This window comes from Stenotrophomonas sp. VV52 (assembly GCF_002893095.1).
Lineage (GTDB): Bacteria > Pseudomonadota > Gammaproteobacteria > Xanthomonadales > Xanthomonadaceae > Stenotrophomonas > Stenotrophomonas aracearum.
The window spans coordinates 166,855-182,838 of the sequence record NZ_KZ622864.1 but is presented as its reverse complement, the minus strand read 5'-3'; the positions used below and the strand labels follow the sequence as shown (position 1 = coordinate 182,838).

Genomic DNA, 15,984 nt, shown 5'->3' with positions numbered 1-15,984 from the left:
GAGAGCGGGGGCGTCAGCCGCCATTGTCGCCCAAGGGAGCCGGGACCGGGGCGTGCTGGTGCTTTTTCTCCTTGTGCTTGATGACCAGCCGGTCCAGCTTGTCGGCAAGCACGTCGATGGCCGCATACATGGTCTGGCCGTTGGCCTCAGCGTGGAGGGTCTGGCCGGGGATGTTCAGGCTGGCGTCGACGTGGTGCTCGACCTTGTCCAGCTTCAGCGTGACCCGCGCGTCGCAATGTTGGTCGAAGTGCTTGCCGATCCGCGCGAGCTTTTCTTCCACGTAGCTCTGCAGGGCGGGGGTGACTTCGACGTGTTTGCCAAACGTTTCGATGCGCATCGGGTTTCTCCTTTGTTCGGATGAGCCAATGAACCTTGCCGCCAGGCGTGTGAGCGTCAGGCGATGCGGACTCGTTCGTGCGAGGCGGAAATGTTCATGGCTTCACGATACTTCGCCACGGTGCGCCGCGCCACCGGTATTCCGGAGGTCTTGAGCAGGTCAGCCAGCTTGGCGTCAGAAAGCGGCTTGCGCGGGTTTTCGTCGTCGATCAGGCGTCGGATCATGGCCTGGATGGCGGTGCTGGAGGCCTCGCCGCCGCTATCGGTGTCGATCCCGGAGGCGAAGAACGCCCGCAGGGCCAGGGTCCCGCGCGGGGTCCGCACGTACTTGCGGGCGATGGCGCGGGAAATGGTCGATTCGTGCAGGCCCAGCTCGCCGGCCACCTCGCGCAGGGTCAGCGGGCGCAGGGCCTGTTCACCGAACTCCAGGAAGGCGGCCTGCTGCTGCAGCAGGCAGCGCATCACCCGCAGCAGGGTCTCGCCACGGGCTTCCAGGCCCTTGAGCAGCCAGCGCGCCTCCTGCAGGTGGGCGCGCAGGTAGCCGGCGTCGCTTTCGCCGCAGCGGCGGATCATCTGTTCATAGCCCCGGTGGATGACCACTTTGGGTCCGGCGTGGCCGGCCAGGGCCGCCCGCCAGCTGCCGTTCTGGCGCCAGACCACGCAGTCCGGGACCACGTAGCTGTCGTGGGCCAGGTCGCCGATCTGGGTGCCGGGGCGCGGGTCCAGCGAGCGCAGCAGCTGCACGGCGGTCTCCACCGCATCCACCGGCTCGCGCAGCTCGTGGGCAATGCCGTTCACGCCGCTGCGCGGCAGGCGCTCCAGCGGGCCGTCGGCGATCCGCCGGGCCAGCGCCAGGCCGGGGGTCTGCGGGTCCAGCACGTCCAGCTGCAGCTGCAGGCATTCGCCCAGGCTGCGCGCGCCGACCCCGATCGGGTCGAAGCGCTGGATCTGGTGCAGGACGGTGAGGATCTCGGCGTCGTCGGCATGGATGGCCGGGAGCAGGGTTTCGGCGATGGTGGCCAGGGGCTCGCGCAGGTAGCCGTCCTCTTCCAGTGCGTCGATCAGGGCCGCGCCGATGCTGCGGTCGCGCCGGGACAGGTGCGAGAGGTGCAGCTGCCACAGCAGGTGGTCGGCCAGGCTCTCGGTCTCGGCCACGCGCTCGGCGGCGCTGCCGTTGTCGTCATCGTCGAAGGAACCGCCACTGCCGCCGCTGCTCCAGTCGCTTTCGCCGGGCGCCCAGTCGTCGGCGCCGTCGGTGCGGGCGTCGCGCTCGTCGGTGCGCTCGGCCGCTTCGGCCGGGCGCTCGTCGCTGCCGGGTGCGGCCTCCAGGCCCGGCTCGGAGTTCTCGGCCCAGTCCAGCAGGGGATTGGTTTCCACCGCCTCGGCCAGCTCCAGCTCCAGCTCCGTGGTCGACATCTGCAGCAACTTGATCGCCTGACGCAGCTGCGGCGTCATGACCAGTTGTTGCCCCAGCGATGTCTGCAGCCGTGCTTTCATGCCTGTGCCGAACGGAGGGAAGGCGATGCAGCGGCCGGCGGGTCAGAGCTTGAAGGTCTCTCCAAGGTAGACACGGCGGACGTCTGCGTTCTCGAGGATCGCGGCTGGTGCCCCCTGCGCCAGTACGCTGCCTTCGTTGAGGATATACGCGCGGTCGCAGATTCCCAAGGTCTCGCGCACGTTGTGGTCGGTGATCAGGACCCCGATGCCGCGCTGCTTGAGGTGGGTGACGATGCGCTGGATCTCGCCGACCGAGATCGGGTCGACGCCGGCGAACGGTTCGTCGAGCAGGATCAGGCGCGGTTTGGCGGCCAGGGCCCGGGCGATCTCGCAGCGGCGGCGCTCGCCACCGGACAGGCTGGCGCCCAGCTGGTCGGCCACGTGGCCGATCTGCAGTTCGTCCAGCAGCGAATTCAGCTCCTTCTCGCGGCCGGCCTTGTCCAGGTCCTCGCGCAGCTCCAGCACCAGGCGCAGGTTGTCGGCCACGGTCAGCTTGCGGAACACCGACGGCTCCTGCGGCAGGTAGCCCACGCCCTGCTTGGCACGGGTGTACATCGGGTCGGCGGTGATGTCCTTGCCGTCCAGCACGATGCTGCCGGCGTCGGCCTCGACCAGCCCGACGATCATGTAGAAGCACGTCGTCTTGCCGGCACCGTTGGGGCCGAGCAGGCCGACCACTTCACCGGCGTCCAGGGTCAGGCCGAATTCCTTGACCACTTCGCGCTGCTTGTAGCGCTTGCGCAGACCTTTGGCGACCAGCATTACTTCTTGCTCCCGGCGGTGGGGACGGTGGTCTTGGCCGGGGCGGCCGGCTTGGCGGCCGGGGCCGCGCCCTTGTTCCTGGGCGGAATGACCGTGCGCACGCGGCCGGCTTCACCGCCGCCGCCGCTGTTCATTTCGCCGGTACGGGTGTTGTAGACCATGCGCTGGCCGCTGTTGGTGCCCTGCGCGCTGACCACTTCGTAGTTGCCGGTCAGGGTGATGATTTCGCCCTTGATGTCGTAATCGATCTTGTCGGCACGTGCATTCATCATGCTGCCGTCGTCCAGCTGCTGCTTCATGGTGGCCTGCTTGCCGGTGAACACGGCACGCACCGCCTCGCCATCCTTCATGTGGACATCGGCCTGTGCAGCGTGGATGTCGAGCGTGCCCTGGGTGATCACGACATTGCGCGACAGGGTGATGACGCCATCGCCGAGGAACGAGCCCGACTGCGCGTCGGACTCGATGGTCATTTCCTGGTTGCGGTCGGTGCTCTTGGCCTGCACGGCAAGCGGGACGGCCAGGCACAGGGCGAGTACGGCGGCGGAGAAGATCTTCATGGCGTGGGGCTTTCCTGCCTGATTCGGGGAAACGGCCAGTGCCGTCGCTGGAACATCGGAGCGGGTCATTGGCGGGGCGTGTAACGGGTCTTGACCTGGCTCAGGAACTGATAGGTCTTGTCGCTGGAGTTCAGGGCGAAGCCTACCCCGGACTGGATCATGCCCGGCCGGGTCAGGGTGACCAGGCCGTCGGAGGTGGCCCGGTTTTCATTCGGGAACACGTCCAGCTGCTCGGTCCGGAAGGTGGTCGGCGGCACCGTCGGCACGCGCGGGCTGTCGCCACTGACGTTGCCGGTCAGGCGCAGCGTGTCGCCATTGGCGCTGACCCAGCCGGTGTCGCTGCGCAGTTCCCAGTGGTTGCCGTCGCGGTCGGGCAGCAGGAACAGGGGGGTCTGGATGGTCATCGTCTCATCGCTGCGGGTGCGCTCCAGCAGCGGCGCGCGCAGCGTGGTCGACTCGCGGCCCTGTTCGTCCAGCGCGACGATCTCGAAGTCGTGCAGCACGTAGTCGCGGCTGGCGTCGTCGCCGCTCGCCTCCGGCGCCTTGTCGCGGTCGCGCAGCAGCGCCCAGCCGCTGAGCACGGCGGCAACCAGCAGCAGGCCACCCAGTGCGGTACGCAGGTTCATGCGCCGAACCTCGCCAGCACCGCATCCACGTGGCCCTGCGCGGCCAGCAGCACGTCGCACAGCTCGCGCGCGGCACCGCGGCCGCCATCGGCACGGGTCTGCCAGTGCACGCGTTCGGCGATCCAGGGGTGGGCGTTGGCCGGGGCCACCGCCAGCCCGACCGCGCACAGCGGGGCCAGGTCGGGCAGGTCGTCGCCCATGAAGGCGACCTGGTCCAGGCCGATCCCGTGCTGTTCGCACAGCACCCGCACGCTGGCCAGCTTGTCGCCGACCGCGATCTGGGTGTCGATGCCCAGGTCGGCGCCGCGCTTGAGCGCCGACAGGCTGTTGCGCGCGGTGATCAGCACGGGGTGGATGCCGTGCTGCTGCAGCAGTTTCAGGCCCAGTCCGTCCTGCACGTAATACGCCTTGCTCTCGTTGCCGTCACGGTCGTAGTAGAGCCGACCATCGGTGAGCGTGCCGTCCACGTCGAAACAGGCCAGCCGGATACGGCCGGCGGCGGCATGCAGGTGGGACGGGAAACCGGGCAGCGGGGAATAGGGCATCAGGTACGCAGGTCAGCTGAATGGAGGAGTGCCACTGTGGTTTAAACCACCCGGGCCCGCAACAGGTCATGAATGTTGAGTGCGCCGACCGCGCGGCCGTCGCCATCGACCACGATCAGGCCGTTGATCTGCTGGGTTTCCATGACCCGGGCCGCTTCCACCGCAAGCTGGTCGGCGCCGATGGTGCGCGGGGTCCGCGTCATCACATCGACGATCCGCGCGCTGCGCACGTCCAGGTCGCTGTCCAGGGCCCGGCGCAGGTCGCCGTCGGTGAACAGCCCGACCAGGCGCTGGTCGGCATCGACCACGGCGGTCATGCCCAGTCGCTTGCGGCTCATTTCGACCAGGGCCTCGCTCAGGCTGGCGGTTTCGCCCACCTTGGGCAGTTCATCGCCGCTGTGCATGACGTCGGTGATGTGCAGCAGCAGGCGCCGGCCCAGGCTGCCGGCCGGGTGCGAGCGGGCGAAGTCGTCGGCGGTGAAGCCGCGCGCGTCGAGCAGGGCCACGGCCAGGGCGTCGCCCATCGCCAGCGAGGCGGTGGTGCTGGAGGTCGGGGCCAGCGCCAGCGGGCAGGCCTCGGCCGGCACGCTCACGTCCAGGTGGACGTCGGCGGCCAGCGCCAGCGACGACCCGGGGCGGCCGGTCATGGCGATCAGGCGGTTGCCCTGGCGCTTGAGCACCGGCAGCAGCATCAGCACCTCGTCGGATTCGCCCGAATAGGACAGCGCCAGCACCACGTCGGCCTCGGTGATCATGCCCAGGTCGCCGTGGCCGGCTTCGCCGGGGTGCACGTAGAAGGCCGGGGTGCCGGTCGAGGCCAGGGTGGCCGCGATCTTGCGGGCCACGTGGCCGGACTTGCCCATGCCGGTCGCCACCACGCGGCCGCGGCTCTCCAGCACCAGCTGGCAGGCCCGGCTGAAGTCGTCGCCGAGCCGCCCGGCTACCGCGGCAAGGGCGTCGCGCTCGATCTCGAACACGCGGCGGCCGCTGGCGACCAGCGCGGCCGGGTCGGTCGATGAGGGGGGCAGGGGCGATACAGCCATGCGGGCGCCACGCGTGAGAGTAGAATGAGCGCACATTTTATTAGGAAAGCCCGTTGGACGCCGAGACCATCCGCAATTTGATCGAAACCGGCCTGCCGGGCGCCCGCGCGGACGTGCAGGGCGACGACGGCGTGCATTTCGAGGCCACCGTGGTCTGCGACGCCTTTGCCGGCAAGCTCCCCCTGGCCCGCCACCGCATGGTCTACGCCACCTTGGGCGATCTGATGGGCGGAGCGATCCACGCGCTGGCGCTGAAGACCGTGACCGCGGCCGAAGCGGCGAAGTAATCGGCCGACCGCCCGCACCACCCCCATTTCCATTCCCCCTTCCTATCTGCAGGTTCCATGGCCAAGATCGTAGTGACCGGCGGCAAGCCGCTGCACGGTGAAGTGAACATTTCCGGCGCCAAGAACGCCGTCCTCCCCATCCTGTGCGCGACCCTGCTGGCCGATGCGCCGGTGGAGATCACCAACGTGCCGCACCTGCACGACGTGGTCACCACCGTAAAGCTGCTCGGCGAGCTCGGCGCCAACGTCACCATCGACCAGGGCACGCTGTCGCGCGGCAGCGCGATCGTGGTCGACCCGCGCACGGTCAACCAGCACGTGGCACCGTATGAGCTGGTCAAGACCATGCGCGCCTCGATCCTGGTGCTGGGCCCGCTGCTGGCCCGCTTCGGCGAGGCCGAAGTGTCGCTGCCCGGCGGCTGCGCGATCGGCTCGCGTCCGGTCGACCAGCACATCAAGGGCCTGCAGGCGCTGGGTGCGGAGATCGTGGTCGAGAACGGCTTCATCAAGGCCCACGCCAAGCGCCTGAAGGGCGCGCACTTTACCTTCGACATGGTCAGCGTGACCGGTACCGAGAACGTGCTGATGGCCGCCGTACTGGCCGAAGGCACCACCGTGCTGGACAACGCGGCGATGGAGCCGGAAGTCACTGACCTGGCGCACTGCCTGATCGCGCTGGGCGCGAAGATCGAAGGCCTGGGTACCGCACGGCTGGTGATCGAAGGCGTCGAGCGCCTGTCCGGTGGCCGCCACGAAGTGCTGCCCGACCGCATCGAAACCGGCACCTTCCTGGTCGCCGCGGCGATGACCGGCGGCAAGGTCACGGTCAACCGCGCGCGCCCGAACACCATGGACGCGGTGCTGTCCAAGCTGGTCGAAGCCGGCGCGACGATTGAAACCACCGACGACAGCATCACCCTGGACATGCACGGCAAGCGGCCGCGTGCGGTCAACCTGACCACCGCACCGTACCCGGCGTTCCCGACCGACATGCAGGCGCAGTTCATGGCGCTCAACTGCGTGGCCGACGGCGTGGGCGTGATCAATGAAACGATCTTCGAAAACCGCTTCATGCACGTCAACGAACTGCTGCGCCTCGGCGCGGACATCCAGGTCGAAGGCCACACCGCGATCGTGCGCGGGTCCGAACAGCTGAGCGGTGCGCCGGTGATGGCCACCGACCTGCGCGCGTCGGCTTCGCTGATCCTGGCCGGGCTGATGGCCGAGGGTGATACCACCATCGACCGCATCTACCACCTGGACCGCGGCTACGAGAACATTGAAGAGAAGCTGTCCTCGCTCGGTGCCACCATCCGGCGCGTCGCATGATCCTGCGCGGCCAGTTCACCCGCCGCCGCAAGGCGCTGCTGATCCTGGTGCTGGTAGTGCTGGGCTGGCTGGGCTACGCCTGGTACGCTGATATCGCGATCACCCAGGGCCTGGAACAGCAGGACATGGACTGGAACGGCGACGGCACGGTCAGCCGCACCGAGGTACTGCAGTCGTTCTACGCCGTTGGCGTGACCAAGACTGAAGAAGGCAACCGCCACTGCCGCGCGTTCTACTGGCGCAGGACCAACGAGCAGATCCGCGTGGACTGCAAAACGGTCTTCCAGGCGGACACGCCGGCGAAATGAAACAAGGCCCGCAGATGCGGGCCTTGTTTTTTTACGGCTACTTGAACGATTTGATGGTCAGGTCGAGTGCGTCCTTGCCACCTTCGCGCTGCAGCAGGCGCACCGGCACGGGCATGTCCTTTGCCACCCAGGCAATCAGTTCCTTGTTGCCGTCCACGCGCGACACCTTGGTGGCGTTGTAGGTCTTGCCGCCGACGGTGATGTTTTCAGTGCCGGCGACCTTGTAGGTCATCGGCTTGATCCGGCCCTCGTCGACCATGCGGTAGGTCAGCGGCTTGCCGGCGGCGAAATCGCGGGCGATGGCCAGGTTGATCAGCAGCGCGTCCATGTCGCCGGCCTTGAGCGCGACGGGACCGGCACGGTCCGGCTTGATGTCGCCGGTCCAGGTCGCCTGCTTCTTCGACCAGTCATAGTTGGCCTGCACGTTGCGCTTCTTCACCAGCAGCAGCGATTTGTCCTGGCTGCTGAGCGGACGCAGGACGCCGTTGGCTTCGTCGAAGGTGGTGTTCTGGCTCAGCGTGGCCAGCTGGTTGCTGACATCCAGGCTGTACTGCCATTTGTTGCCGTCGACCTGCTTCAGGGTCATCTTGCCGGGCGCCTGCATGCCCATGTAGTTGGCCTGGTACTCGGCGGTGAACGGCTGCAGCGCCAGCGCGGGCAGGCTGACAACCGCCAGCGCACCGGCAGCAACCCAGGACAGGGGGCGGGAGAGGATGGTCATGCTCAGACTCCTTGGTATTCGATCAGGCGCAGGTCGATCCGATCCTGACCGTCTTCGCGTTGCAGGATGCGCACCGGGGTGGGGACCCCGTTGGCGATCCAGAGGATGGTTTCGTCATTGCCGCCGTTGGTGCGATACACCCGCAGCGCGTTGTAGGACAGCTCGCCGACCTGGACGTTCTCGGTTTCCGGCGCGGCCTGGTAGTCGTGCTGGCGGACCCGGCCCACATCGACATAACGGTAATGCATCTGCTGGCCCGGGCGCGCGTCGCGCATGATCGCCAGGTTGATCAGCAGCGCGCTCTGGTCGCCCGGCTGCAGCGGAATGGGTTGCGTGCGTTCCTTCTTGAGGTCGCCCAGCCACTGGGCGGTGCCGGCCTTCCAGTCGTAGGTACCGGTGACCTTCTTGCCCAGGAACAGGCCCTTGCGCACGGTGGCCTGGCTGAGCGGCACATACGTCGTGCCCTGCTTCTCGAACACCGTGCTCTGTTCCAGGTTCAGGCCCAGCACGCTGGCAAAGCCCTTCCGGCCCACCACCTGCATGTCCACCCGCCACTGGTCGCCCCCGGTGTGGGTGACGCGCATGGTGGCATCACCGGCTTCCTTGCCCTTGTACAGGGCCTGGTAGGTGGCGGTGAACGGTTCCAGCGGGGGCGGTTCCCATGCGGCCGGCGGCGGCAGCACGGTCAGTTCCGGCGCGGGCGGCGTCACGGGTGCGGGCGTTTCCTGCGCCTGGGCGATGGCCACGGTGCAGAACAGGGACGCAAGCAGCAGCACGGGCTTGGACAGGGTCTTTTTCATACGCGCGCAGGTGCGGGGGAGTGGGGAGGATGCCAGCGCCCGGGTCAGCAGCGCGTGTGCGCCAGCGCTAACGGGTAAGCATTCCGGCGCAATCTAGGCGCAGCGGACTGAACAGGGGGTTGCCATCGACCTCGAGCCGTCCCTCCCGTTCAGCTACGCGGCCGGCCACCAGCCACTGCAGGCTGGCGATCAGCAGGGGGTGCTCGACGACCAGCACCCGCTGGGCCAGCGCTTCGTCGGTGTCCCCGGGCAGCACCGGCACCCGGGCCTGGGCCAAGACGGTGCCGGCATCCAGTTCGGGAACCACGAAGTGCACGCTCGCCCCGGCTTCGGCATCACCGGCCTCCAGCGCGCGCGCGTGGGTATGCAGGCCCTTGTACAGCGGCAGCAGCGACGGATGGATGTTGATCAGGCGCCCGCTGAAGCGCTGCACGAAGGCCTCGCCCAGGATGCGCATGTAACCCGCACAGACCACCCAGTCCGGCGCGAACCCGGCCAGCGCATCGCCCAGCGCGGCATCGAACGCGGCGCGGTCGGCGTACGCCTTGGGCGACTGCGCCCAGCGCCGCTCCGGCGGCACTTTGGCCAGCGCCGAGGCATCGGGCTTGTCGGACAGCACCGCCACCACCTCGGCGTGCAGTGACCCGGCGGCGATCGCGTCCACGATCGCCTGCAGGTTGCTGCCACGGCCCGAGGCCAGTACCGCGATGCGGCTGCGCGGTGGGAGGGCAGACACCACGGGGTGCCTCAGCCGATCCGCACGCGCTCGGTGCCGCTGGCGGCGGTGACCTTGCCGATGGTCCACTGCGCCAAGCCCTGGGCTTCGACGGCCGCCGCAACGCTGGCGACCTGGTCCGGGGCGACGATCAGCACGAAGCCGATGCCGCAGTTGAAGGTGCGCCACATTTCGCTGTCGGCGAGGGCGCCTTCCTTCTGCAGCCACTGGAACACCGGCGGCAGGGTCCAGGAGGCGGCGTCGATGTCCAGGCCCAGGCCGTCGGGCACCACGCGGATGATGTTCTCGGTCAGGCCGCCACCGGTGATGTGGGCCATGCCGTGGATGGCCGGGCCGTGCGCCTTGAGCAGGGCCAGGATCGGCTTGACGTACAGGCGGGTCGGGGCCATCAGCGCGTCGACCAGCTTGACCCCGCCTTCCAGCTCCAGATCGGCCGGCTGGCCGGCGCGGTCGTAGATGCGGCGGACCAGCGAGTAGCCGTTGGAGTGCGGGCCGGAGGACGCAATGCCGATCAGCACGTCGCCTTCGGCCACGCTGGCGCCGTCCTTCAGCTCGCTCTTTTCCACGCCGGCCACGGTGAAACCGGCCAGGTCGTATTCGCCCGGGGCGTACATGTCGGGCATTTCAGCGGTCTCGCCGCCGATCAGCGCGCAGCCGGCCTCGGTGCAGCCGTTGGCGATGCCGCCGACGACCGCTGCGGCGGTGTCGATGTCCAGCTTGCCGGTGGCGAAGTAGTCCAGGAAGAACAGCGGCTCGGCGCCCTGGACCAGCACGTCGTTCACGCACATGGCGACCAGGTCGATGCCGATGGTGTCGTGGCGGCCCAGCTGTTGTGCCAGCTTCAGCTTGGTGCCGACGCCGTCGGTGCCCGAGACCAGCACCGGTTCGCGGTACTTGCTGGACAGGTCGAACAGGGCGCCGAACCCGCCCAGGCCACCCATCACTTCCGGCCGGAAGCTGCGCTTCACCAGCGGCTTGATGCGCTCGACCAGTTCGTTGCCCGCGTCGATGTCGACGCCGGCGTCGCGGTAGGTCAGGGGAGAGGGGTTGGACGGGGAATTGGTCACGGGCGTCGGGCTGCGCTGGGGTGAAAGCGGGATTTTAACAGGCCACGTTGGCGCGCAGGCCCTATTCGGGCAACAATTCCCCCCGGATACGCTCAATGGAAGTCCTGATGCGCCGCAGCCTCTTTGTAATGATGTTCCTCGCGCTGTGCCTGCCGGTGGCCACGATGGCCCAGAGCGGCCTGCGTACCGAAGGCGACGTGGCCACCGCCAGTGGCGCCTACGAGGCCGAAGTGCCGGTCAACAGCCAGGGCGAGGCCGACCGAAACGGGGCCCTGGCCCGCGCATTGGGTAACGTGCTGGCCAAACTGTCCGGCGACCGCAGCGTGATGACCCGCCCGGGCGTGATGCAGTCCCTGCGTGACGCCAAGAACTACGTGGCCAGCTACGACTACCGCCAGGACCAGAGCACCTCGGCCAGCGGCGCGCCCAGCTACCGCACCATGCTGGTGGCCCGGTTCCGCCAGGACGACGTGGACGGGCTGATCTCGGCGCTGGGCCTGCCGCTGTGGCCGCAGCCGCGGCCCAAGCCGGTGGTCTGGCTGGCCATCGACGACGGCAGCGGCCCGCGCCTGGTCACCGTGCAGCAGGCCAACGCGGCCCGGCCGCTGCTGAACCGCGCCATCGAGCGGGGCTACAAGCTCGGCCTGCCGACCGGCAGCGCCGCCGAGCAGGCCCTGGTCGGTGCGATCTGGCGCCAGGACACCGCCGCGGTCGCCCGCGCCTCCTCGCGCTATTCCCCGCCGATGCAGCTGGTCGGCAAGCTGTACCGCGACAAGACCGGGGGCTGGGTGGCCGACTGGGTGTTCGTCGATGGCGGCCGGGAACTGAACAAGTGGACCACCAATGACAGCGACGCCCGCCGCGCCATGGCCGGTGGTGCCGACGGTGCCGCCGACGCGCTGGTGCGCCGTTACGCCAAGGCCGGTGCCGCCACTGGCGCGGCCGGCACCTACACCATCGTGGTGACCGGGCTGAACAGCGCCGAGGACTACCTGCGCCTGGCCGCCGGCCTGCGCGAGAGCCCGGTGGTGCGCAACATCACCCCGGTACGCGCTTCGGGCAACCGCCTGGAGCTGGCGCTGGAGCTGACGACCGGCCTGCCCGGGCTGAACCGCATGCTCGGCGAAAATGGCGTGATCGTGCCGCTGGCGCCGCTGCCGGTGCCGATCGACGAAGATGCCGCCCCCGGCACCCCGCCGCCCCCGGCCAGCAACGAGTACCGCCTGCGATGATCCTCACCCCGGAAGCCGAGATCGCGCAGTTCCTGCGCCGTATCAAGTACATCCTGTTTGCACTGGCGGTCGGTTGGGTGGTGTGGCTGCTGGCCCCGATCCTGACCCCGTTCGTGCTGGCGCTGGCGCTGGCCTGGCTCGGCGACCCACTGGTCGACCGGATCGAGGCCACCGGCCGGTCGCGCAACACCGGCGTGGTGCTGGTGTTCCTGGCCATGGTGCTGGTCATCACGGCTGCGCTGCTGATCCTGGTGCCGATGATCGAACGCCAGATCTCGACCCTGATCGCGGCCATTCCACAGGTCCAGCAGTGGCTGATGCAGAACGCCATTCCCTGGTTCGAGCAGAAGACCGGGATGGAAATCATGCCGTGGCTGGAACCGGACCGGCTGATCGACTGGGTGCGCAGCCACTGGGAACAGGCCGGCGGCGTCGCCAAGACCTTCTTCGGCTACGTGTCGCGCTCGGGCTTTGCGATGGTGACCTGGGTGGTCAACATCCTGCTGCTGCCGATCCTGGCGTTCTACTTCCTGCGCGACTGGGACAAGCTGGTCGAGCGCGTGGCCTCGACCATTCCGCGCAACCACGTGGGCACCATCACCAAGCTGGCGCGGGAGTCCAACGACGTGCTGGGGGCGTTCATCCGTGGCCAGTTCCTGGTCATGGTTGCGCTGGGTTTGATCTATGCCATCGGCCTGTCGCTGGTAGGGCTGAAGCTGGGCCTGTTGATCGGCCTGGTCGCCGGCCTGATCAGCTTCATTCCGTACCTGGGCGCCACCACCGGCATCGTCATGGCGGTGCTGGCCGCGCTGGTACAGGCGCAGGGCTTCGACCTGAAGCTGCTGATCCTGGTCGGCGTGGTGTTCACCGTGGGCCAGTTGCTGGAAAGCTACGTGCTCACCCCGCGCATCGTCGGCGACAAGATCGGCCTGCACCCGGTGGCGGTGATCTTCGCGGTGATGGCCGGTGGCCAGCTGTTCGGCTTCCTCGGCATGCTGCTGGCGCTGCCGGTGGCGGCGGTGAGCAATGTGCTGCTGCGCTATGCGCACCTGCGCTACCGCGAAAGCGAGCTGTACGCCGGTGAGCCGAACGCGATCGTGATCGAAACGCACGTCGACCGGCAGACCGTGATCATCGACACGTCCAAGGGCCAAGACCTGAAGTGAGTGTTGTTCCGCAGCTGCCGCTTGCCCTGCGCTACCCGCAGGACGAGCGACTGGAAACCTTCATCGGCGCACCCGACGGTGCGCTGGCGCAGCTGCGCGCGATCGCCGTGGGCGCAGACCAGCACTGGGTGTACCTGGAAGGCGCGGCTGGCACCGGCAAGACGCACCAGGCGCTCGCGATGTGTTCGCTGGCCGAACAGGCCGGGCGGCAGCCGACCTACCTGCCGTTGAAGGCGGTGGTGGGGCGCACCCGCGCGGCGCTGGAGTCGCTGGAAGGTCGCGACCTGGTCGCACTGGACGGACTGGATGCGGTGGCCGGCCACCGTGACGACGAAGTGGCGTTGTTCGATTTCCACAATCGTGCGCGCAGTGCGGGCATTACGTTGTTGTATACCGCGCAGCACGCGCCGGACAGGCTCGGGCTGGTACTGCCGGACCTGCGCTCGCGCCTGCAGCAGTGCGTGCGCGTGGTACTGCAGCCGCTGGACGACGAAGGTCGCGCGGCGGTGCTGCGCGAGCGCGCGGCGCGGCGTGGCTTGTCGATCGATGAGGCGGCCATCGAATGGCTGCTGACCCGCACCGGCCGCGAGCTGGGCAGCCTGGTCAGCCTGCTGGACTGGCTGGACCGCGAATCCCTGGCCGCGCAAAGGCGGATCACCGTGCCGTTCCTGCGGCAGGTGGTGGAAGAGGGTTCGCATCGGTTGTAAACGGGGAACTGCGGGATGGCTGCCTTGGTAGGGTCGCATCCCGATCGACTGCCGGTAACCTGGCAACGATCATTTGGGGCATGAACCCGAATCAAAATCGGCTTCGGGCCGGGTCATGCGTTCGTCGTGCCGATCACCGATACGTGCGGTCGTTTGGGAACCGACCCTACCGAGCCCTCACAGTGTTCGCGAGAGCTCCCTATCCAGCGCCGCCAATCGTTCCGGGGTGCCCACATCGGTCCAGCGCCCGTCGTGATGCTGACCGGTTACGCGGCCCTGTTTCATCGCATGCCGCATCATCGGCGCCAGGCCGAACTGCGGCGGGGTGGCTGCCGCACCTTCGGTGGGGCCGATGACCTCGCGCCATCCATTGAGGATGGTGGAGCGGAAGATTCCCACGCCTGCATAGGTCAGCCGCGGTGCATCGCCGGTGTCACTGACACGACCATCGGCATGCAGGATGAAATCACCGCGCGGGTGCTGCACGGGATTGTCGACCAGCACCAGGTGCGCATCACCTGAGGGTTCGCGGGGCAGGGTGGCGAAGTCCACATCGGTCCACACATCGCCGTTGACCACCAGGAACGGTGCGTCGCCCAGCAGCGGCAATGCGTTGAAGATGCCGCCACCGGTCTCCAGCGGCACCGCGCCTTCGTCGACGAAATGCAGGCGCAGTCCCCAGCGGCTGCCGTCGCCGAGCGCCGGTTCGAACTGGTCGCCCAGCCACGAGGTGTTGATCACCACCTCGTCGAACCCCGCCGCTGCCAGCCGTTCCAGATGCCACACAATCAGCGGCTTGCCGCCGGCCACCAGCAGCGGCTTGGGCGTGGTGAGCGTCAGCGGACGCATGCGTTCGCCCTTTCCGGCGCTGAAAATGATCGCCTTCATGCGCGGCTGGACACCGGCATCGCCAGTGCCGCCATCGCAGGTTTGATCCGCTCCTGCAGCAGCGTGTTCAACCCGGCCAGTTCCGGGTGGCGCGGCAGCACTTCGTCCAGGTAGCGGATGAAGCGCGGTGCGTCGGCGAAGTAATGACCCTTGCCATCGCGGTCGCGCAGGCGCACGAACAGGCCGAGGATCTTCAGGTGGCGCTGCACGCCCATCCAGTCCGCATCGCGCAGGAACTGCGGCCACGGGCGTACCGGCAACCCGGCGGCCAGCGCCTGCGCGTGGTAACGCGCCAGCCAGGCGTCCACTTTCTCCAGCGGCCAGCTCAGGAACGCGTCCTTGAACAGGCTGACCGGGTCATAGGCGATCGGCCCGCGCACCAGGTCCTGGAAATCGAGCACGGCCGGGCCGGGCTCGACCGGCATCAGATTGCGTGGCATGAAGTCGCGGTGGGTGAGCACCTGCGGCTGCTGCAGCGCGTTGTCCATCAACCGGCGGTGCACCCACTGCAGCTGTTCCACTTCGCCGCAGTCCAGTTCCAGGCCCAGGTGGCGTTGCAGGAACCATTCGTCGAACAGGCCGGCATCACGCTGCAGCAGCGCTTCGCCGAACGACCCCATGCCCTCCGGCACCGGGATCGACTGCAGGCGGATCAGCTGCGCGAACGCGGCGTCGAACCAGGCGTCGGCGTTGTCGTCATCGATATGCCGGGCCAGGGTTGGGCCGCCCAGGTCTTCCAGCAGCAGGAACCCCTGCTCCTCATCGCGGGCCAGCACCTGCGGCACGCGCACGCCATGGGGTTCGAGCAGATCGTGCATGCGCAGCCACGGACGCACGTCTTCCAGCCCGGGTGGCGAGTCCATCACGATGTGGCTGCCATGCGCGCTGGTGGCACGCCAGTAGCTGCGGAAACCGGCATCCACCGAGGCCCGGTCCAGGTGCAGCTCAGGGTCGCCCAGCGCGGTGGCGGTCCACTGCCGGCGGAGTTCGGCGCGCAGCGGGTCGGAAGCAGGATCGTTCATGGACAGGTACGTCGAAGCGGCGCCGGGTGGCGCGCGTGGAAAGAAAGGAGGGCGATGTCAGCGCTTGCTGCTGAACAGTCGAAGGATCGCCAGCACCGCGATCGCACCGAGGATGGCGCCGACGAAACCGGCGGGTTCACCGCGCGAGTACCAGCCCATGTACTGGCCGAACCAGCCGGCGACCAGTGCGCCGACGATGCCGAGCACGATGGTCAGCAGGCAGCCCATGCGGTTGTTGCCGGGCATGAAGAAGCGCCCGAACAGGCCGACGATGAAACCGACCAGGATGATGTAAAGCCAGCTGGTGCTGCCGAACAATCCGTCCATCGTGTGATTCCTGCAGGAGATGGAC

The 15,984-nt window shown here is 68.1% G+C and carries 20 protein-coding genes; 6 read left to right on the top strand and 14 right to left on the bottom strand.

The window, feature by feature from the left end; translation table 11 throughout:
- Positions 1-13 precede the first annotated feature (13 nt).
- The 7 genes from raiA to C2U58_RS00790 form a co-directional block, all read right to left on the bottom strand.
- Positions 14-337 (bottom strand): ribosome-associated translation inhibitor RaiA, encoded by a 324-nt coding sequence (gene raiA, locus C2U58_RS00820; protein ID WP_102944147.1) that lies wholly within the window; start codon positions 335-337, stop codon positions 14-16.
- Positions 338-393: 56 nt separating this feature from the next.
- Positions 394-1,833, bottom strand: a complete 1,440-nt coding sequence (locus C2U58_RS00815; RefSeq protein ID WP_102944146.1) for an RNA polymerase factor sigma-54 — start codon at positions 1,831-1,833, stop codon at positions 394-396.
- 42 nt (positions 1,834-1,875) lie between these two features.
- Complete coding sequence (lptB, locus tag C2U58_RS00810) at positions 1,876-2,595, bottom strand: LPS export ABC transporter ATP-binding protein (RefSeq protein ID WP_102944145.1); 720 nt, start codon at positions 2,593-2,595, stop codon at positions 1,876-1,878.
- The gene (gene lptA / locus C2U58_RS00805; protein ID WP_102944144.1) at positions 2,595-3,155 is read right to left on the bottom strand and encodes a lipopolysaccharide transport periplasmic protein LptA; all 561 of its coding nucleotides are present in this window, start codon (positions 3,153-3,155) and stop codon (positions 2,595-2,597) included. The genes lptB and lptA overlap by 1 nt, the downstream gene beginning before the upstream one ends.
- A 65-nt stretch (positions 3,156-3,220) precedes the next feature.
- Entirely contained in the window at positions 3,221-3,781 is a 561-nt protein-coding gene (gene lptC / locus C2U58_RS00800) for an LPS export ABC transporter periplasmic protein LptC (RefSeq protein ID WP_102944143.1), read from the bottom strand.
- Positions 3,778-4,326, bottom strand: coding sequence for an HAD hydrolase family protein (locus C2U58_RS00795; RefSeq protein ID WP_102944142.1), 549 nt, complete (start codon positions 4,324-4,326; stop codon positions 3,778-3,780). Before C2U58_RS00795 ends, lptC begins: the two co-directional genes overlap by 4 nt.
- A 41-nt stretch (positions 4,327-4,367) precedes the next feature.
- Entirely contained in the window at positions 4,368-5,369 is a 1,002-nt protein-coding gene (locus tag C2U58_RS00790; RefSeq protein ID WP_102944141.1) for a KpsF/GutQ family sugar-phosphate isomerase, read from the bottom strand.
- 53 nt (positions 5,370-5,422) lie between these two features.
- Between C2U58_RS00790 and C2U58_RS00785 the strand changes: the two genes are divergently transcribed.
- The 3 genes from C2U58_RS00785 to C2U58_RS00775 are packed head-to-tail and all read left to right on the top strand — an operon-like array spanning position 5,423 to position 7,293.
- Positions 5,423-5,656 (top strand): BolA/IbaG family iron-sulfur metabolism protein, encoded by a 234-nt coding sequence (locus tag C2U58_RS00785; protein WP_070206676.1) that lies wholly within the window; start codon positions 5,423-5,425, stop codon positions 5,654-5,656.
- 57 nt (positions 5,657-5,713) lie between these two features.
- Positions 5,714-6,985, top strand: coding sequence for a UDP-N-acetylglucosamine 1-carboxyvinyltransferase (gene murA / locus C2U58_RS00780; RefSeq protein WP_102944140.1), 1,272 nt, complete (start codon positions 5,714-5,716; stop codon positions 6,983-6,985).
- Positions 6,982-7,293 (top strand): hypothetical protein, encoded by a 312-nt coding sequence (locus tag C2U58_RS00775; protein WP_102944139.1) that lies wholly within the window; start codon positions 6,982-6,984, stop codon positions 7,291-7,293. Before murA ends, C2U58_RS00775 begins: the two co-directional genes overlap by 4 nt.
- Positions 7,294-7,330: 37 nt before the next feature.
- Here the strand turns inward: C2U58_RS00775 and C2U58_RS00770 are convergent, their stop codons facing one another.
- The 4 genes from C2U58_RS00770 to purM all read right to left on the bottom strand — a co-directional run bounded on the left by C2U58_RS00770 (position 7,331) and on the right by purM (position 10,587).
- Complete coding sequence (locus C2U58_RS00770) at positions 7,331-8,014, bottom strand: DUF3108 domain-containing protein (RefSeq protein ID WP_102944138.1); 684 nt, start codon at positions 8,012-8,014, stop codon at positions 7,331-7,333.
- Positions 8,015-8,016: 2 nt separating this feature from the next.
- Entirely contained in the window at positions 8,017-8,814 is a 798-nt protein-coding gene (locus tag C2U58_RS00765; RefSeq protein ID WP_102944137.1) for a DUF3108 domain-containing protein, read from the bottom strand.
- A gap of 67 nt (positions 8,815-8,881) precedes the next feature.
- The gene (gene purN, locus C2U58_RS00760; protein WP_102944264.1) at positions 8,882-9,550 is read right to left on the bottom strand and encodes a phosphoribosylglycinamide formyltransferase; all 669 of its coding nucleotides are present in this window, start codon (positions 9,548-9,550) and stop codon (positions 8,882-8,884) included.
- Between the two features lie 11 nt (positions 9,551-9,561).
- On the bottom strand, positions 9,562-10,587 hold the full coding sequence (purM, locus tag C2U58_RS00755; protein WP_172448043.1) for a phosphoribosylformylglycinamidine cyclo-ligase: 1,026 nt from the start codon (positions 10,585-10,587) through the stop codon (positions 9,562-9,564).
- A 137-nt stretch (positions 10,588-10,724) separates the two neighbouring features.
- Between purM and C2U58_RS00750 the strand changes: the two genes are divergently transcribed.
- Genes C2U58_RS00750 through hda form a run of 3 tightly spaced genes read left to right on the top strand, consistent with a single transcriptional unit; the run spans position 10,725 to position 13,722 of the window.
- The gene (locus tag C2U58_RS00750) at positions 10,725-11,849 is read left to right on the top strand and encodes a DUF2066 domain-containing protein (RefSeq protein WP_172448032.1); all 1,125 of its coding nucleotides are present in this window, start codon (positions 10,725-10,727) and stop codon (positions 11,847-11,849) included.
- Positions 11,846-13,015 carry an AI-2E family transporter gene (locus C2U58_RS00745; RefSeq protein ID WP_102944134.1) on the top strand — a complete coding sequence of 390 codons (1,170 nt, stop codon included), beginning with the start codon at positions 11,846-11,848 and terminating at the stop codon, positions 13,013-13,015. The genes C2U58_RS00750 and C2U58_RS00745 overlap by 4 nt, the downstream gene beginning before the upstream one ends.
- Positions 13,012-13,722, top strand: a complete 711-nt coding sequence (gene hda, locus C2U58_RS00740; RefSeq protein WP_102944133.1) for a DnaA regulatory inactivator Hda — start codon at positions 13,012-13,014, stop codon at positions 13,720-13,722. Before C2U58_RS00745 ends, hda begins: the two co-directional genes overlap by 4 nt.
- 177 nt (positions 13,723-13,899) lie before the next feature.
- Here the strand turns inward: hda and murU are convergent, their stop codons facing one another.
- The 3 genes from murU to C2U58_RS00725 are packed head-to-tail and all read right to left on the bottom strand — an operon-like array spanning position 13,900 to position 15,959.
- Complete coding sequence (murU, locus tag C2U58_RS00735) at positions 13,900-14,610, bottom strand: N-acetylmuramate alpha-1-phosphate uridylyltransferase MurU (RefSeq protein WP_102944132.1); 711 nt, start codon at positions 14,608-14,610, stop codon at positions 13,900-13,902.
- On the bottom strand, positions 14,607-15,632 hold the full coding sequence (locus tag C2U58_RS00730; protein WP_102944131.1) for a phosphotransferase: 1,026 nt from the start codon (positions 15,630-15,632) through the stop codon (positions 14,607-14,609). The genes murU and C2U58_RS00730 overlap by 4 nt, the downstream gene beginning before the upstream one ends.
- A gap of 57 nt (positions 15,633-15,689) precedes the next feature.
- Positions 15,690-15,959, bottom strand: a complete 270-nt coding sequence (locus C2U58_RS00725) for a GlsB/YeaQ/YmgE family stress response membrane protein (protein ID WP_102944130.1) — start codon at positions 15,957-15,959, stop codon at positions 15,690-15,692.
- Between the last annotated feature and the right edge of the window lie 25 nt (positions 15,960-15,984).

Excerpts from the sequence above, each read along its gene's own strand:
- raiA (WP_102944147.1), bottom strand. The coding sequence starts at position 337 with ATGCGCATCGAAACGTTTGGCAAACACGTCGAAGTCACCCCCGCCCTG.
- C2U58_RS00815 (WP_102944146.1), bottom strand. The coding sequence starts at position 1,833 with ATGAAAGCACGGCTGCAGACATCGCTGGGGCAACAACTGGTCATGACG.
- lptB (WP_102944145.1), bottom strand. The coding sequence starts at position 2,595 with ATGCTGGTCGCCAAAGGTCTGCGCAAGCGCTACAAGCAGCGCGAAGTG.
- lptA (WP_102944144.1), bottom strand. The coding sequence starts at position 3,155 with ATGAAGATCTTCTCCGCCGCCGTACTCGCCCTGTGCCTGGCCGTCCCG.
- lptC (WP_102944143.1), bottom strand. The coding sequence starts at position 3,781 with ATGAACCTGCGTACCGCACTGGGTGGCCTGCTGCTGGTTGCCGCCGTG.
- C2U58_RS00795 (WP_102944142.1), bottom strand. The coding sequence starts at position 4,326 with ATGCCCTATTCCCCGCTGCCCGGTTTCCCGTCCCACCTGCATGCCGCC.
- C2U58_RS00790 (WP_102944141.1), bottom strand. The coding sequence starts at position 5,369 with ATGGCTGTATCGCCCCTGCCCCCCTCATCGACCGACCCGGCCGCGCTG.
- murA (WP_102944140.1), top strand. The coding sequence starts at position 5,714 with ATGGCCAAGATCGTAGTGACCGGCGGCAAGCCGCTGCACGGTGAAGTG.
- C2U58_RS00775 (WP_102944139.1), top strand. The coding sequence starts at position 6,982 with ATGATCCTGCGCGGCCAGTTCACCCGCCGCCGCAAGGCGCTGCTGATC.
- C2U58_RS00770 (WP_102944138.1), bottom strand. The coding sequence starts at position 8,014 with ATGACCATCCTCTCCCGCCCCCTGTCCTGGGTTGCTGCCGGTGCGCTG.
- C2U58_RS00765 (WP_102944137.1), bottom strand. The coding sequence starts at position 8,814 with ATGAAAAAGACCCTGTCCAAGCCCGTGCTGCTGCTTGCGTCCCTGTTC.
- C2U58_RS00750 (WP_172448032.1), top strand. The coding sequence starts at position 10,725 with ATGCGCCGCAGCCTCTTTGTAATGATGTTCCTCGCGCTGTGCCTGCCG.
- C2U58_RS00745 (WP_102944134.1), top strand. The coding sequence starts at position 11,846 with ATGATCCTCACCCCGGAAGCCGAGATCGCGCAGTTCCTGCGCCGTATC.
- murU (WP_102944132.1), bottom strand. The coding sequence starts at position 14,610 with ATGAAGGCGATCATTTTCAGCGCCGGAAAGGGCGAACGCATGCGTCCG.
- C2U58_RS00730 (WP_102944131.1), bottom strand. The coding sequence starts at position 15,632 with ATGAACGATCCTGCTTCCGACCCGCTGCGCGCCGAACTCCGCCGGCAG.
- C2U58_RS00725 (WP_102944130.1), bottom strand. The coding sequence starts at position 15,959 with ATGGACGGATTGTTCGGCAGCACCAGCTGGCTTTACATCATCCTGGTC.